Raw genomic sequence first — 14,246 nt, forward strand, 5'->3', positions numbered from 1 at the left:
GCAGTTCACGTCGGGAGGTTGGACCCCGAATGCGACGCCTCCGATGGTGTGGAACGGAGCGCCTTCGTCATGCTTCCAGCCCAGAGGAAGTCAAGAACCGAAGCGCGTCTATCGCCTTGAAAGGGATGGCCCGGGTGCTGTGCTGACCGAGCAGCCTGGACAGGCCTGTGCGTCAGTGCGGGGCATCGCCCGCCAACCGACCAGCACCGAACACCGTGGCGTCGATGCTGGCCAGCAGCTCGCTCACCCGGACCGGGTCGATCGCGTACTCCGGGTGGGCGCGGAACAGCTGGGCGGCCGACTGCAGGCGGCGGATGTCGCGCAGACCCTGCCGGGCGACCGTGTTGTGCAACACGGGCGCTGCGGTGCCGCGCGACAACGGTTGGCGGAGCAGCCACACGACTTGGCGTTGGTCGAGCGCCAGCAGCTGGCGGTCGCAGGTGCAACGCGCCGTTGGCGAGACGAGGCCGCAGTGGGCGTCGACGAAGCTGCGCAGCGCCTGCCGGGCGCGCGCCAGTTGCTGCCGCATCGCGGCCGGCGAAACTCCCGCGATGTGCGCTGCCTCCGGGCCTTCGAGGTCCATCACCTCGCACAGCACGTAGGCCAGGCGCTGCGCGGCCGGCAGCGCCATCAGCATGCCCTGGGTGCATACGAGCGCAAGCTCCACCACGGCGACCCGCTGCTCGGGCGTGACGGCGTCGACGGGTGCCGGCAACGCCTCGGCACGATCGATGCCAGCCTCGAGGTCGAGGCCCAGCTCGGTGAAGTTGCGCTCGGCGCGGCGGCGCTCGCCGGCGCGCCGCTCGTCGAGGAGCGCGTTGACCGCGATGCGGTAGACCCAGGTCGAGAAGCGGCTGTCGCCGCGGTAGTCCGACAGGTGTGTGGCCACGCGCAGCAGGATCTCCTGCGTGGCATCGAGCGCGTCCTCGCGACGGCCGAGCATGCGTTGCGCGAGATTGAAGACCAGCGGCTGTGCCGCCCGCAACACGCGTTCAAGCGCGCGTGCGTCACCCTCGAGGGACTTTGCGAGGTCAACTTCGAGTGTCGGGTCGTCCATGTTCATGCGTGATCCTTGGGGCCGGCGGTCTGCCCGATCCAGGTCAGCTGCTGCATCGTCAGGGCCAGTCGCCCATCGGGCCACCACAGCGTACCGCGCTCCAGGCCGAAGCCCTCGGTGCAGGCGTCCTCCTCGTGGCAAGCGGCGAAGAAGCCGTCGGTCGAATCCGGGCCGGGCGCCACGTCGTGGAAGACCACCTGCATCGACACCGTCGACACCGGCACCGGCTGGGACGACGTGGCCCAGCGCGGCGGGAACCATGCGTCGGCCAGCAGCAGCAACGCCGCGGGGCCTTCTGGCAGTGGCTCGCGAGACCGCAGCCACCCCCCCGATCGCGCCGCGCCTCCACGGGCGAACGGCAGCCCAAACGCCACGCGGTGGTCGATGGTGCGCACGAATGCCGCCAGTGCGTCGAGCGAGGTCAGCCGCGGAAGCGTGACGGGATCCGGCAGGACGGGGCGTTGCCGCTGCGTCGACGGCGCGCCGGGGCCGGCTTCGCCAAACACGGCCTCGGCCGTGACCGCGACGCCCATGTGGCCTTCGGGCTGCAACGTGGCGCGCAGACCCGCCACACGGCGCTGCAGGCGCAGGCGCTCGACCTCGATGTCGATCGAGCCGGCCGGCAATCGACCGAGGAACTGAAGCGTCACCGCGCGCAACGGCCAGCCGCCGGGCGCCTCGCGCTGCAGCGCCGCCACCGCGAGCCCCGCGAGCCAGCCGCCGAACGGGCCGATCTGATTCCAGTATCGCGGGTCGGTGGGGGCGCGGAAGCGGCCCGGTCTCGTCGCTTCGATCGAGAAGCCTGAGCTCATGTGGGTGCCCCCGCGTCGCGCCGCATCGGCCGCTTGTCCTGGGACGGCAAGGCCCGTCGCAATGCATCCGCATGGCCGAAGCTGGTGTAGCCGTTCAAAGCTTCGAGGCGCAGCGCATCGTCCAGCGGGCGGCCGATCAGGTCGAGAATGGTCTCCTTGGCCGACGCCACGGCGTGCCCGCTGTGGCGGGCGATCGCGGCGGCCGTTCGAGCAGCCTCCGCGAGCAGTTGATCGCGCGAGACGACGCGGCTCACCAGACGCAGGCGCAGGGCTTCGTCGGCACCGACAGGCCGGCCGGTCAGCGCGAGGTCAAGCGCCACGCCGGCGCCGGCGATGGCCACCAGCCGAACGAGGCCGCCATCGCCCGCATGCAGGCCGTGACGGATCTCGAAGGCGCCGAACGTGGCGTCGTCCGCCGCCACGCGGATGTCGCAGGCAAGCGCAAGCTCGAAGCCGGCACCGACGGCGTGCCCGTGCACGGCAGCGATCACGGGCTTGCGTAGCCGGTGCCGGCCGCGTGTGAGGCCGCCCCCGAGGCCGCATGCCACATTGGCGCGCAACATCGCGGGGGTCGCATCGGCCCAGCGCGGGATCACGCTCTTCAGGTCGGCCCCGGCACAGAATGCCGGACCTTCGCCGTGCAGCACAGCCACACGCACGCTGGCGTCGGACTCGAACTGCTGCCAGGCCCGGGCGAGCGCGGCATCCATGTCATCGTCGATGGCGTTGCGCGCCTCGGGACGGCACAGGCGAACCCAGGCAACGCCGTCGCGCGTCGCGTAATCCAGTCGGCTCATTGAACGCTCCTGGTGGCGGGCCCGCAGCGTGCGTTCCCTGCTCCCTTGGACGTCCGTCAGTGCCGCTGTGTGACACGGCGGGGCGCTCAGAACGAACTCTTGACCTTGCCCCTGTGGCAGGGTGAAGGCTTCCGGTCCATGACGCAAGGGCAGCAGGGCTGCCGACCCATGGGACCCGCACACTCAGCCGTCGACGGCTCCTTGCCTTCGGGCTGGCCCCGCTTCCGTCCCTCGCCTTGGCCGCCTGTGGGGGCGGGGGCGACGACGTCGTGCTGTCGGATTGCGTGAGCGTCTTGGACGCCTTCGCCGGCACATGGAGAGAGGCCGCTCGAATGGGCACGGGCCGAGCCGAGGCCTGCGTGGTCCCGCTGGGCTCGATGCAGCTCTTTGTGCATGGCGGCGCGCGCAGCCTCGCAGGATCACGCACGGCGGAGTGGGTCGATCTGAGCACGGGCACGACCTTGCAGGCGGTAGCCACTCCCACGTGGCTGCACCACACCGCCACGCGGCCATGGCGCAGCCCGACGGCCGCGTGCTGATCGCCGGCGGAGAACAGGGGCCGCTCGCGCAGCCGGCCACGCCGAGCGCGGTGTGGCTGGCCTGCGAACCGTGGACGGCGGCCCCGGTCGCCGGCGCGCCGCCTTGGATTGAAACGGCGGCGGCCAGCGCCGTGCGCGGCGAAGAACTGTTGCTCTTCGGCGGACTGGACGCAGCGGGTCACGCCGTCGCTGCCGCGTGGGCGTTCGGCACCGCGCCACGCCGGCTGCCGCCCATGCCGGACCCGCGTGCGTGGCATCGCGCGACGGCCTTGCCTGGTGGGCAGGTGCTCGTCGTCGGTGGCGAATCCGGTGGTCGGCTGTTCGCCACCGCAGTTCGCTACGGCTGAGGCCCACCGTGTCACACGCACGGCCCTCAGATCGTCAAAGGAGTGGTCGGCCACGGCCGGCATACCACGCTCTCAAGGAAGGACACTCGATGGACCGTCACCACCTCATCACGCGCCAGGCGTTCGACGTGCAGATCATTGCCGACGGCGTCGACGTCACATCCCGCTCGCCCATTGTCAGCGTCCGCTACGCGTCCGACGGGTCCGGCACGCGCACCTTGCGCGACGGCAGCACCGTACCGGGACGCTGGCGATTCGCGAACCCGGAGCAGACACAAATCGAGGTTGTCGGTCCAGAGGGGTCCTCACGGTGGGTCATCGTCGAGCTCAACGCCAACGTGTACCGCAAGGTGAACGTCGACAGCGGCATCGAGTTCATCCACCGTCCCCCCGCCGTCAGCGCCTGACCACCCCACGCCCACGAGTTACACATCCCCACCCAAACGGAGAAACTGATGTCCGCCTATTGCTTGTTCGAGAACCTCGAGATCACTGACTTCGCCCAATTGGAGGCCTACAAGGCACGCGTCGCCCCCCTGGTGGGGCGCTTCGGCGGCCGTTACGTGGTGCTGGGCGGAAACGCCCGCCGCGTGGAAGGCGACTGGACGCCGGCCTATCTCGTCATGATCGAGTTTCCGGACGCAGCCCAAGCGAATCAGTGGTGCGACTCGCCGGAGTATGGCGAGGTGAAGCAGCTGCGCCTTGCGGCCGGGCGCTTCAATGGCGTGATTCTCGAGGGCCTCTGAGGCGAACCACCTCCCGACGCAGACCCGATACCGCTCCCCTCATGCGGTAGCCCCCGTGAGCCTCGACACCCTTGATGCGCTGTCTACCGACCGGCTCGTGATCCGTCCGGTGGACGACACTGATATCGCCGACCTGCTCGCGGTGAATGGCGACGCCGAGGTCGTGCGGCACCTGCCCTGCGGCGCATGGCGCTCGCTCGCCGATGGGCAGGCGTGGCTCGGGCGCATGCGTGCACTTCAGGATGCCGGCACCGGGCGCCAGTTCGTCTTGGTCTCTCGCGGCGAAGGGCGAGCCATCGGCACAGTGCTGCTGTTCCGCCACGAGCCCTCCAGCGCCCGCGCAGAAGTCGGTTACGTGCTCGGCCGCGCGCATTGGGGCCGAGGCCTGATGCGTGAGACGCTGCGGGCGTTCTGCAAGGCCGCGTTCATGCAGGTCTGCCTGCACCGGATCGAGGCCGAGGCCCTTCCCGAGAATCAAGCCTCCAACCGGTTGCTCGCCTCGCTGGGTTTCACGCTCGAAGGACGGCTGCGGCAGCGGTGGCGCACCGAGGGCGGAGGCCGCGACGTGAATCATTGGGGCCTGCTGATCGGTGAACTGCGCTGATGGTTCGTCGTGCGTCGGCGTCGAACGTGTCGGGACCGATGGACCGGTCCTTTGGATCCGGCTCACGCAGGAACGACCCATCTCCTGCGTACCAGCACACCGACGATCAGTTTCGAGAGACCGGTGACGGCCAGCAGCGGTCGGCCCGCTCGACGTGCCACGCGACCGCTTCCCACTGGTTGCTGCCGGTTAGGTTCAGCCGCTGAGCGGCGACCACGGCCGGAAGCGGTCTTCGGTGGCGCTGCAAGTCGGATGACCGCTGCACCTCCTCGACCGGTCACTCGCGCATGGCCATCCGCCCGACGGTCCGCGAACGGCTCCTTCAGCTCGGGACGACCGGGCGAACCCGACCCTCTTCGGAAAGGCTCACCGCGTTACCAAGGCGCCGGGAAGCGGCCATTCAGCCCTCATGCGCGCGGCTGCGACGTGCCGCCGGCCTCGTGCCCGCACAGAGTGGCGAAGAGTGAAGCAAGCTCCTCCGGAGTCGTGACGTGTGCCTTGTGGCTCGCGTCGATCTGGAAGTGCCGCCAGCCAGATGCCATGCTCGGGCTGTCGACGCCCCGATGGTGATTGATATCGATGGAGCGCCAGGCACTGCCTGCGGTTGCCATCGACGATGTGCGCCTGCAGCAGCGGCCGGGCTTCCGGACCTGCCGCTGCAGCGGCCTGACGTCAGGGCCGTGCTCCTTGCGACAAGCAGAGCCGGTCGCCGGTGTGGCGTCAGTGCCGGCCGTGAGCGTCGTGGGCCGCTCGGGTCCACGCCATCAGGTCAAGGTACGTCGTGGTTCCCGGTAACGACTCGGTTGCGCGAGCCGGCCGGTGAGCCCCGCGTTCTTCTGCACTCGTCGACATGCGTACCGGCTTGGCTCCGACAGCCCCGGGTGGTGGCGCCTCGGGGCTGTGCACCGCGAGCCCCTCGAGGATCGCGCAGTGGGGATCGTCGTCGCCGTGACACGATGCGACCAGGCGCTCCAGCGCGGACTGCATCTGCGCGAGCTCGCGCATCTTCTGGTTGAGGGCGTCGAGGTGCGACCGTGCCAGTGCCTTGACCTCGCGGCTGGCGCGGCTGCGGTCGCTCCACAGCCCCAGCAGTTCGGCGATCTGCTCGATCGAGAAGCCGAGTTGCCGAGACTGGCGAATGAAGCGCAAGATCGAAACCTCGCGCTCGCTGTACTGGCGGTACCCGGACTCGGTGCGCGTTGCCTCGGGCACCAGACCGATCTGCTCGTAGTGGCGGATCATTTTTGGCGACACCCCCGCGGCTGCGGCGGCTTCGCCAATGTTCATCCAGCGTGCCATGGGAACCTCCCGTCGATCGATGGCATGGTGGGACGCCAGCTTGGACCTTGCCACAGGGTGAAGGTCAAGCCCGCGCCGATGACCGGACGGGCTTGGCGCGCGTCGACGCGGGTCAGCGGCACTGGCCGCAACACGACCCGCCGTCTGCCGCGTTCGCCGCCGCGCTCATGGCGTCCGCCCGGACCGGTGTGTAGCCGGCTTCGGCGATCGCGTCGCGCAATTCGTCCGCATCGGCAGCCTCGGGCTCCACGGTCACGAGATGCCGGGCGAGGTCGACGGTCACCCGGGCTTGCGGGTCGGTGGCCTTGAGGGCCTTGGTGATCGTGCTGGCGCAATGGCCGCAGGTCATGTCATTCACTTCGAATGCAATCACGGTGCTCTCCATGTTGAGCGGTTGAGGGAGGCTTCACTGTTGGGCTTGCCCCGACAGCAAGGTCAAGGGGCCGCGGTCTGGATGACGCTGACCCGGCGGACGGGAGTGCGGCCCAAGCCGCCGCTTGACCTTCCCATGAGGTCAAGGACGAAGCTCCCGTCCATTGCCAAACCGACCCTGCGGAGACCGACACCATGAGCACTCTCGCGTTCGCAACGCAACTTCAGGACTTCAAGCTGCCGATCGACGGCATGACCTGCGCCTCGTGCGTGCTGCGGGTCGAGAAGGCGCTGAAAGCCCTTCCCGGCGTCGAGAGCGCCACCGTGAACCTGGCCACCGAGGAGGCGACCGTGCGGGCCACGGGTGGTATGGAGGCCGTCGCGCTCGCCGACGCCGTGCGCCGGGCCGGCTACGAGGTTCGGTCGCGTCAGGTCGAGTTGCAGGTCGAGGGCATGACCTGCGCGTCCTGCGTGTCGCGGGTGGAGAAGGCTCTGCTGAAGGTGCCCGGCGTCTCCGCGGCGGCGGTCAACCTGGCCACGGAGAAGGCCGCCGTGACCGCGCTGGCCTCGGTGTCGTTCGCGACCCTGGCCGCCGCCATCGGCAAGGCAGGCTACTCGGCGAAGCCGGTCGAGGCGACCCCGGACACCCCTGCGACGCGCCGCCTGCCCGAGTGGTGGCCGGTGCTTGTCGCGTCGCTGCTGACCCTGCCGCTCGTGCTGCCGATGCTGCTGCAGCTGTTCGGCATCCACTGGATGCCCGATGGCTGGGTGCAGCTCGCACTGGCGACTCCGGTGCAGTTCTGGCTCGGTGCACGCTTCTACCGCGCCGGATGGAAGGCCGTGAAGGCGCGCGCCGGCAACATGGACCTGCTGGTGGCGTTGGGCACCAGCGCGGCCTGGGGCCTGTCGGTCTACCTGCTGTGGAAACACGCCGACCACGGCACACCGCACCTGTACTTCGAGGCGTCGGCCGCCGTCATCACGCTGGTGCTGCTTGGCAAGTGGCTGGAGACGCGCGCCAAGCGGCAGACCGCCGACGCGATCCGCTCGCTGAATGCGCTGAGGCCGACGGTGGCCCGCGTGCTGGTCGACGGCGCGGAGGTGACCACACCGGTCGAGCAGGTGGCGGTGGGGGATGTTGTCGTGATCCGGCCTGGCGAGCGGGTACCCGTTGACGGCCAGATCGTCGACGGCCGCAGCCACGTCAACGAGTCGCTGATCACCGGCGAGAGCCTGCCCGTGGCCAAGGCGTCGGGCGACACCGTCACCGGTGGCTCGGTCAACGAGGAGGGTGTGCTGCAGGTGCGCACCGGTGCCATCGGTGCGGAGACCACGCTCGCGCGCATCATTCGCATGGTCGAGTCGGCGCAGGCGGCCAAGGCGCCGATCCAGCGCATCGTCGACCGCGTCAGTGCGGTCTTCGTTCCCGTGGTGCTGGGCATCGCGGTGCTGACCTTCGCCGGCTGGCTGGCGTGGAGTGGCGACTGGGAGCAGGCGCTGATCAGCGCCGTGGCGGTACTCGTCATCGCTTGCCCCTGTGCACTGGGGCTGGCGACGCCGACCGCGATCATGGCCGGCACCGGCGTGGCCGCTCGTCGCGGCATCCTGATCAAGGACGCAGAGGCGCTCGAGGTGGCGCACTCGGTCACCACGGTCGCTTTCGACAAGACCGGTACGCTCACCGAGGGCAAGCCGTCGCTCGTCGCGGTTGAGGCCGGCGCAGCGGTTGACGCGAGCCGCGTGCTGCAACTCGCCGCCGCGCTGCAGCAGACCAGTGACCATCCGCTGGCGCATGCCGTGATGGAGAAGGCCAAGGCCGACGGCGTCACCATGCCTGAGGCCCGTGAAGCCCGGGCGCTGCCCGGCCGCGGCGTCGAGGCGGTGGTCGGCGGCCAGCGCCTGCTGCTGGGCAGCACGCGGCTGATGAACGAGTCGGGCGCCCAACCGGGACCGCTGATGATGTTGGCGCAGCGCCTGGAAGGCGAGGGCCGCAGCATCTCGTGGCTGCTCGCGCCGGGCGAAGGCTCGGGTGAGCGCACCCAGGTGCTCGGCCTGCTGGCCTTTGGTGACACGATCAAGCTGTCTTCCCGGGCTGCGGTCGAGCGGCTGCGTACGCTCGGCATCCGCACCGTGATGCTGACCGGCGACAACCAAGGCAGCGCCCAGGCCGTGGCGCGCGAGCTCGGCATCGACGAGGTCCGCGCCGAGCTGCTGCCGGGGGACAAGGCGAGCATCGTGCAGCAGCTGCGCGACGAGGGCCAGGTCGTCGCGATGGTCGGCGACGGACTGAACGATGCACCGTCGCTGGTGGCCGCCGACGTGGGCCTGTCGATGTCCACCGGCACCGATGTCGCGATGGAGGCCGCCGGCATCACGCTCATGCGCGGCGACCCGCGCCTGGTAGCCGACGCCTTCGACGTCTCGCGCCGCACCTATTCGAAGATCAAGCAGGGACTGTTCTGGGCCTTTGCCTACAACGTGCTCGGCATCCCGCTTGCAGCCTTCGGCCTGCTGAGCCCGGTGATCGCCGGTGCGGCCATGGCCTTCAGCAGCGTGAGCGTCGTCGCCAACGCCCTGACGCTGCGGCGCTGGCGCGGGGCAGCGACCGAATAGAGCACCGACCCCCTCGCCGGTTGCAGGCCTGCCGATCCCGGGCCTGCTACGGCGTCCACCGATCGACCCTCTGGAGCCCTTCCATGAATACCCTCAAGCGTCAGTTTCTCCTCGTTCTGCCTGCCCTCGTTCTCGGCCGGTCCGGGCCCGTTCGAGCCCACGGCACCGACGGCCATGCGGCGCACGCCCGCCCGGTGCAGGGCGATCAGATGGCATGGGGCATCGCTGGCCATGCGGCGGCAGTGCATCGCACCATCGAGATCCGCATGAACGATGCCATGCGCTTCACGCCGACTCGAGTCGACGTGCGTCAGGGCGAGACGCTGCGATTCCGAGTCCACAACGACGGCCGGGTGATGCACGAGTTTGTCATCGGTACGCGGGCGGCGAACGCGAAGCACGCCGACCAGATGATCAAGTTCCCCGGCATGGCGCACGACGAGCCGTACATGGCCCACGTCGCCCCGGGCCGCGTCGGGGAGGTCGTCTGGACCTTCAACCGCGCCGGTCGCTTCGAGTTCGCCTGCCTGATCGCCGGCCACTACCAAGCCGGCATGGTCGGCACCCTCAGTGTCGATGGCGCATGACAGGCGCCAGGTGAACGCCGTGCCGACTCCTCCCCAAACTCTTGACCATGGTGTCCTCATGAACCCCCTTGCTCTCTCGCTGTTCGTTGCCGCACTGCTCGGCGGCCCCGCCTTGGCCGAGCCGAAGGCGGACGACCACTCCGCACACCTCGCCGCCGGCACTGTCGCGGACACTGCCACCTTGACCGACGGCGAGGTCCGCAAGGTCGACGCGCATGCCGGCCGGCTAACGCTCAGGCACGGCGCGATCAGGAACCTCGACATGCCCGGCATGACGATGGTTTTCCAGGTCCGGGACCCGGGGCTGCTGTCGAAGGTGAAGGTCGGCGACCTCGTGCGGTTTCGCGCCGAGAGGTCCGGCGGCGCCTTCCTCGTGACTGCCATCGAGGTGGCGAAGTAGATCCCCATCGGGGATGCGGAGCTGCAGGTCGGGGCATGACCTTTCGGCTGCCGGCGCGGGCCCTGCGCCTTGGTGCCCGGCGAACTCATCAGCGTCCTTCAGGGACCTCGTGCTGGTGGCTCGCGGTTGCCTCGCCCGGCCCAGCTCGGCTCAGCCACTTCCGCTCCAGTCAAGCGAGTGGAAAGCGCAGATGCGCCAAGCCCTTGCGGATGCCAGTGGCGGTAGTGTTAGACGATACCTGTCGTAATAGACGACGTAAGGTTTTCCTCACTAACACTTTAGGCGCCGCAGAGCAGTCGCTGGTCTCCTTGGTGCCGCCTTCGCCGCAACGGTTTCGTGCGGCTCTGGACGGTGGCATACAGTGCGCAGCCGCACAAGCTCAACTTGGGATAAACCGATGTCTGGCGGGAACTGGAAGGAACTGTTCAATGCGGGGTGCGAAGGTGACCTTGTCCTCGTCGAGTACCACGTGAAGTGCGGGGTCGACGTCAACTATCCAGAGTTCCTGTCGACGCCGTTGGTCGGAGCAATCCTCGCCAGGCAGGAGCACGTTGCCCTGTACTTGCTGGACCATGGCGCGGTCCCGGATCGGTCGTCTGAGTTTGCTGATGCCGTGGTTGAGGACTGCTTAGGGTAGGTATCGCCCGTTGAGGCGCTCAGGAAACGGTCGGTGAGCCAGCTCGCGGGAGATCCTGAGGCCAACGACAGCACCACCTCAAACAGCCGCTGTTGGCGTCGACAACGGTCGCTCATGCGAAAGGCTGCTTTGGATCAGCCAGTGTGATTGGGCAGTGCGCGGTCGAAGGACTGAAACCGCTGCCCAACGGGCGTCGTAGGCCCCTGCGGCCACTTCCGCTGAGGGTCGGAAGCACCAGTTCGCTCCGAGCGAAACCGGTCCTTCACTGCGGGCTTGTTGCCACTAGTCGGCGAGTACCCGGTCTTGCATGTGAAGCAGTCGTACGAGTGGTCGATCGTTGAACGACTGCTCACGGCCGCCGCCGCCGCCGTTCAGACCGGCGGGCGCGACTGTCTCAGATCAGTCTTGAGGCGACGGTCTGCTCACATCGAGATGTCTTGCAGCGGTCCACGCCATCCGTACTCCGCGAAACCCGGAAGTTTCGACAGCGACGCATGCTCCGGACCTCGGGGGCTTCACGGCCAATCGACAGGAACTCGACCCCGACTTCTTCGGTTGAATGGTACAAGGGCGGCGCCGACACCTTCAACAACGCTTGAGCCTGCTGTCCGCCGTCGACGACGATGTCGCTGTCCATCTTCCTATTGCTCGCCACCGCAGGGCCCGGCCGGGACGTCGAGGCCCGGACATGGCGACCTGTCGGTGCATCGGCGCCTGCCCGTTCGACGCGCGCGATGGCATCGCCGCCATGAAAGTCGCCATCGTCGGCGGTGGCGCGGCGGGTCTGGTGACGGCGTATCTGCTGCGCGGCCGACACGAGCTGACCGTCTTCGAGGCCTGCAACAAGCTCGGTGGCCACGTGCGCACCCTCGGCGAGAACGTGCGCTGCGAACGAGTCCCGCCCCGGGTTCTTCTCGACGCCGGAGTCATCGAGTTCGACGAGCACCACTTCCCCTCGGTGGGTCGGCTGCTCGACGAGCTCAAGGTGGCGCGGCGCGCGGCGCCTGGCACCACGGCGCTGTTTCTGGCCGATGGCCGGCACTTTCGCTCCCTTGAGAACATCGAACTCGGGAGCGGCAGCTGGATCGAGCGCGTTGCCGCCACCGCGCGTGTGCTGCCGGTGGCGCCTCAGAAACGGCGGTTCGAGCGGCGCACCCAGGCCCTGTCGGCCGCGGAACTCCATGCGCACTCGATCGGCGACTATCTGGAGGCCGGTACCTATGCAACCTGGCTGCGCATGCTGTTGATGTACGCTTACTCGATCCCGTATGCGCAAACCGGGAACATCCCCGCGGCGCTGGCCGTGCCCGTGCTGCGCGCGTTCACCGGCACCGTGAACTGGACGGCCATCGTCGGCGGGACCTACGCATACCTGCGACGGATCACCGAGGCGACGCATGCGCGGTACCTGCTCGACGCGCGCATCGAGGCGGTATCGCGAGCCGGCGGCGGCGTCGAGATCCGGCTGCAATCCGCCGAGACGCTACGCTTCGACGCGGTGGTATTCGCGACGCCGCCCGACCAGGTGCTGAAGCTGCTCGCGGACCCGACGCCCGCGGAGACGCGGCGCTTCGCGGGCTGGCGCGCGAACCACATTCACACCGTGATCCACACCGATGCGAGCCTGTATGCACGCCGCCGTGCCGGCTACTTCTCGGAGTTCGACCTCTTCGAGACCCCCGACGGAGGCGCGGGCTACAACGCCTACCTGAACCGCCTTGCCGGCCTGGGGCCGGATCATCCGGTTCACTACTTCCTGGCCTACGGCCTCGACCACGAGATCGACCCAGACAGCATCGTGCACGAGCAGGCGCACCACACGCCGCTCTACACCGTCGAGGCGCTGCGCTACCGGGTCGAGGTCATCGAGACTCAAGGCGAGGGGCATACCTTCCACGCCGGGGCCTGGCTCGGCAACGGCCTGCACGAGGGCGCCGTGACGTCCGCCGTGCAGGTCTCCCGGCGGCTCGGCGGACAGTTGCTGTGAATGACCGGCCCGCGGGTGCCGTAAGGGTATCCGCCGCGCATCCACTGCGGCCAGACAGTTGCATTGGCAGTGGGTCGACTGCGACCAATGACCGCTGCGTCGCGGCGACTTCTGGGGCATGCTTCGGATATCGGCACGCCAAGGAATGGAATGCAGGACAAGCACATGGAACCCCTGGACACGTCCGCGCTGCCGGCGCCCAGGTCGATGGCCGCCGTCAACACGAGCGACACGAAGCTCACGTTGCCATTCTTCGACCGCAACAGTGGGCTGAATGTCGCGCTGGTTGCCTTCAGCCTCATCCTCGCTGTGGTCTGGAGTCCGCTGGGATTGCTCCTTTGGCCCGGCTTTCTCCTCCTCGAGGACGTCCTGTATTTCGGATTCGGGCGCTCGCTGCTCGACACCGAGGTGGCCGTGCAGAGGGGCTACCAATTCGCACACGTCTTTCTCGACCGTGTCTCCGGGCATGGCCGTGACCTGGGTTTCAACCTCTACGACGGCGAGCTGACCAAGACGGGGCCTCGCGCTCAGGCCGACAAGTGGGCCTTCATGTTCGCCCAGCTTGGCCTGAAACCCGGCGATCGGCTCATCGACATCGGCTGTGGGTACGGTGACTGGCTGGATTACGCCCGAAGCCGAGGGGTCGACGTCGTCGGCGTCAACATCTCGCTTGAACAGGCGGACTACGCGAAGACGCACAGAGGGCTCGAGATCGTTGCGCGAAACTGGAAGGACATTTCCGGTGATGCGCGTCTTCGTGAGCAGCTCTTCGGGCAGTTCGACGCGGTGACCTTCATGGACACGATCGAGCACTACGTGCCCTCGACGCACCGCAAGTCCCTCGAGAAGCAAGGTGAGATCTACCGCCAGATGTTCGAACTCGCCGCACACCTGCTGCGTCCGCAGGCCAGGCCCGGGCGGGTGTTCATCTCCTGCCTGCACCAGAACGACAAGACCTGGGGGTTGCAGGCGAACGTCTCGGCCTACTTCCTGACGCGCTACCACTCCGGCTTCTATCCCATGGGCCCCGATGGCCTCTCCCGCTGGTCACGTGACTGGTTCAACGAAAAGGCACGCTGGGACAAGACCGAGGACTATCGGCTGACGGGCGTCCTCGACCGCGATCACTTCCAGGCGCCCAAGATCCGCTGGACATTGCGCAAGCTGGGCATGATTCCATTGCTGCTGCTGTGCGATCCCCATCACCTGCACAAGTGGATCGAGATCAAGGCCGACACGTGGATGCGCTTGTTCGGTGAACGAAGATGGGACGAGCACTACGACCCGCAGTTCCGGCAGAAGGTGAGCTACGTGATCTTGTGGTGGCTGCTGCTCGAGCGCGCGGCGCCTGTCGGTGCAGCGGCCGAGAAGAGGTCCGGGAACTGACCCACGACGATTCCGTCGATGGCGGGCTCGCGGTCGGCCCGCGCGCGGCCGCGGAAATGTGGC

General features: G+C 68.3%; 15 protein-coding genes. 9 read left to right on the forward strand and 6 right to left on the reverse strand.

The window, feature by feature from the left end; all coding sequences use genetic code 11:
• Positions 1-172: 172 nt before the first annotated feature.
• The 3 genes from Q0599_RS23385 to Q0599_RS23395 are packed head-to-tail and all read right to left on the reverse strand — an operon-like array spanning position 173 to position 2,666.
• The gene (locus tag Q0599_RS23385) at positions 173-1,063 is read right to left on the reverse strand and encodes an RNA polymerase sigma factor (protein WP_298835047.1); all 891 of its coding nucleotides are present in this window, start codon (positions 1,061-1,063) and stop codon (positions 173-175) included.
• The gene (locus Q0599_RS23390) at positions 1,060-1,869 is read right to left on the reverse strand and encodes a thioesterase family protein (protein WP_298835049.1); all 810 of its coding nucleotides are present in this window, start codon (positions 1,867-1,869) and stop codon (positions 1,060-1,062) included. The genes Q0599_RS23385 and Q0599_RS23390 overlap by 4 nt, the downstream gene beginning before the upstream one ends.
• Positions 1,866-2,666, reverse strand: coding sequence for an enoyl-CoA hydratase/isomerase family protein (locus Q0599_RS23395; protein WP_298835215.1), 801 nt, complete (start codon positions 2,664-2,666; stop codon positions 1,866-1,868). The genes Q0599_RS23390 and Q0599_RS23395 overlap by 4 nt, the downstream gene beginning before the upstream one ends.
• A gap of 511 nt (positions 2,667-3,177) precedes the next feature.
• Here Q0599_RS23395 and Q0599_RS23400 point away from each other — a divergent pair.
• From Q0599_RS23400 to Q0599_RS23415, 4 genes are all read left to right on the forward strand, one after another.
• On the forward strand, positions 3,178-3,552 hold the full coding sequence (locus tag Q0599_RS23400) for a hypothetical protein (RefSeq protein ID WP_298835053.1): 375 nt from the start codon (positions 3,178-3,180) through the stop codon (positions 3,550-3,552).
• Between the two features lie 89 nt (positions 3,553-3,641).
• Positions 3,642-3,959: a hypothetical protein gene (locus tag Q0599_RS23405; RefSeq protein ID WP_298835055.1), complete on the forward strand. Its 318-nt coding sequence runs from the start codon at positions 3,642-3,644 to the stop codon at positions 3,957-3,959.
• A gap of 48 nt (positions 3,960-4,007) precedes the next feature.
• A complete protein-coding gene (locus Q0599_RS23410; RefSeq protein WP_298835057.1) occupies positions 4,008-4,298 on the forward strand; it encodes a DUF1330 domain-containing protein in 291 nt (96 codons plus the stop codon).
• A gap of 55 nt (positions 4,299-4,353) precedes the next feature.
• Complete coding sequence (locus Q0599_RS23415; RefSeq protein WP_298835059.1) at positions 4,354-4,902, forward strand: GNAT family N-acetyltransferase; 549 nt, start codon at positions 4,354-4,356, stop codon at positions 4,900-4,902.
• A 720-nt stretch (positions 4,903-5,622) separates the two neighbouring features.
• On the opposite strand, the gene cueR is transcribed toward Q0599_RS23415, so the two are convergent.
• Together cueR and Q0599_RS23425 are read right to left on the reverse strand one after the other, a co-directional pair.
• Complete coding sequence (gene cueR / locus Q0599_RS23420; protein WP_367180987.1) at positions 5,623-6,201, reverse strand: Cu(I)-responsive transcriptional regulator; 579 nt, start codon at positions 6,199-6,201, stop codon at positions 5,623-5,625.
• A gap of 112 nt (positions 6,202-6,313) precedes the next feature.
• Positions 6,314-6,574 (reverse strand): heavy-metal-associated domain-containing protein, encoded by a 261-nt coding sequence (locus Q0599_RS23425; protein ID WP_298835061.1) that lies wholly within the window; start codon positions 6,572-6,574, stop codon positions 6,314-6,316.
• 194 nt (positions 6,575-6,768) lie between these two features.
• Here Q0599_RS23425 and Q0599_RS23430 point away from each other — a divergent pair, with 194 nt between their 5' ends.
• The 3 genes from Q0599_RS23430 (at position 6,769) to Q0599_RS23440 (ending at position 10,173) form a co-directional block, all read left to right on the forward strand.
• Positions 6,769-9,186 (forward strand): heavy metal translocating P-type ATPase, encoded by a 2,418-nt coding sequence (locus Q0599_RS23430; protein WP_298835064.1) that lies wholly within the window; start codon positions 6,769-6,771, stop codon positions 9,184-9,186.
• 83 nt (positions 9,187-9,269) lie between these two features.
• On the forward strand, positions 9,270-9,773 hold the full coding sequence (locus Q0599_RS23435; RefSeq protein ID WP_367180988.1) for a cupredoxin domain-containing protein: 504 nt from the start codon (positions 9,270-9,272) through the stop codon (positions 9,771-9,773).
• Positions 9,774-9,783: 10 nt separating this feature from the next.
• Complete coding sequence (locus Q0599_RS23440; RefSeq protein ID WP_298835066.1) at positions 9,784-10,173, forward strand: copper-binding protein; 390 nt, start codon at positions 9,784-9,786, stop codon at positions 10,171-10,173.
• Positions 10,174-11,204: 1,031 nt separating this feature from the next.
• On the opposite strand, the gene Q0599_RS23445 is transcribed toward Q0599_RS23440, so the two are convergent.
• The gene (locus Q0599_RS23445; RefSeq protein ID WP_298835069.1) at positions 11,205-11,447 is read right to left on the reverse strand and encodes a hypothetical protein; all 243 of its coding nucleotides are present in this window, start codon (positions 11,445-11,447) and stop codon (positions 11,205-11,207) included.
• Between the two features lie 111 nt (positions 11,448-11,558).
• Between Q0599_RS23445 and Q0599_RS23450 the strand changes: the two genes are divergently transcribed.
• Together Q0599_RS23450 and Q0599_RS23455 are read left to right on the forward strand one after the other, a co-directional pair.
• On the forward strand, positions 11,559-12,797 hold the full coding sequence (locus Q0599_RS23450; RefSeq protein WP_298835071.1) for an FAD-dependent oxidoreductase: 1,239 nt from the start codon (positions 11,559-11,561) through the stop codon (positions 12,795-12,797).
• 165 nt (positions 12,798-12,962) lie between these two features.
• On the forward strand, positions 12,963-14,183 hold the full coding sequence (locus tag Q0599_RS23455) for a class I SAM-dependent methyltransferase (protein WP_298835073.1): 1,221 nt from the start codon (positions 12,963-12,965) through the stop codon (positions 14,181-14,183).
• The last annotated feature ends 63 nt before the right edge of the window (positions 14,184-14,246 follow it).

Origin of the sequence: uncultured Piscinibacter sp., assembly GCF_937952055.1 — a bacterium.
In the GTDB taxonomy this organism is placed as follows: Bacteria; Pseudomonadota; Gammaproteobacteria; order Burkholderiales; family Burkholderiaceae_C; genus Piscinibacter.

Bases quoted from the DNA above. Each gene is read 5' to 3' on its own strand.
- Q0599_RS23385 (WP_298835047.1), bottom strand. From the start codon at position 1,063: ATGAACATGGACGACCCGACACTCGAAGTTGACCTCGCAAAGTCCCTC.
- Q0599_RS23390 (WP_298835049.1), bottom strand. From the start codon at position 1,869: ATGAGCTCAGGCTTCTCGATCGAAGCGACGAGACCGGGCCGCTTCCGC.
- Q0599_RS23395 (WP_298835215.1), bottom strand. From the start codon at position 2,666: ATGAGCCGACTGGATTACGCGACGCGCGACGGCGTTGCCTGGGTTCGC.
- Q0599_RS23400 (WP_298835053.1), top strand. From the start codon at position 3,178: ATGGCGCAGCCCGACGGCCGCGTGCTGATCGCCGGCGGAGAACAGGGG.
- Q0599_RS23405 (WP_298835055.1), top strand. From the start codon at position 3,642: ATGGACCGTCACCACCTCATCACGCGCCAGGCGTTCGACGTGCAGATC.
- Q0599_RS23410 (WP_298835057.1), top strand. From the start codon at position 4,008: ATGTCCGCCTATTGCTTGTTCGAGAACCTCGAGATCACTGACTTCGCC.
- cueR (WP_367180987.1), bottom strand. From the start codon at position 6,201: ATGGCACGCTGGATGAACATTGGCGAAGCCGCCGCAGCCGCGGGGGTG.
- Q0599_RS23430 (WP_298835064.1), top strand. From the start codon at position 6,769: ATGAGCACTCTCGCGTTCGCAACGCAACTTCAGGACTTCAAGCTGCCG.
- Q0599_RS23435 (WP_367180988.1), top strand. From the start codon at position 9,270: ATGAATACCCTCAAGCGTCAGTTTCTCCTCGTTCTGCCTGCCCTCGTT.
- Q0599_RS23445 (WP_298835069.1), bottom strand. From the start codon at position 11,447: ATGGACAGCGACATCGTCGTCGACGGCGGACAGCAGGCTCAAGCGTTG.
- Q0599_RS23450 (WP_298835071.1), top strand. From the start codon at position 11,559: ATGAAAGTCGCCATCGTCGGCGGTGGCGCGGCGGGTCTGGTGACGGCG.
- Q0599_RS23455 (WP_298835073.1), top strand. From the start codon at position 12,963: ATGGAACCCCTGGACACGTCCGCGCTGCCGGCGCCCAGGTCGATGGCC.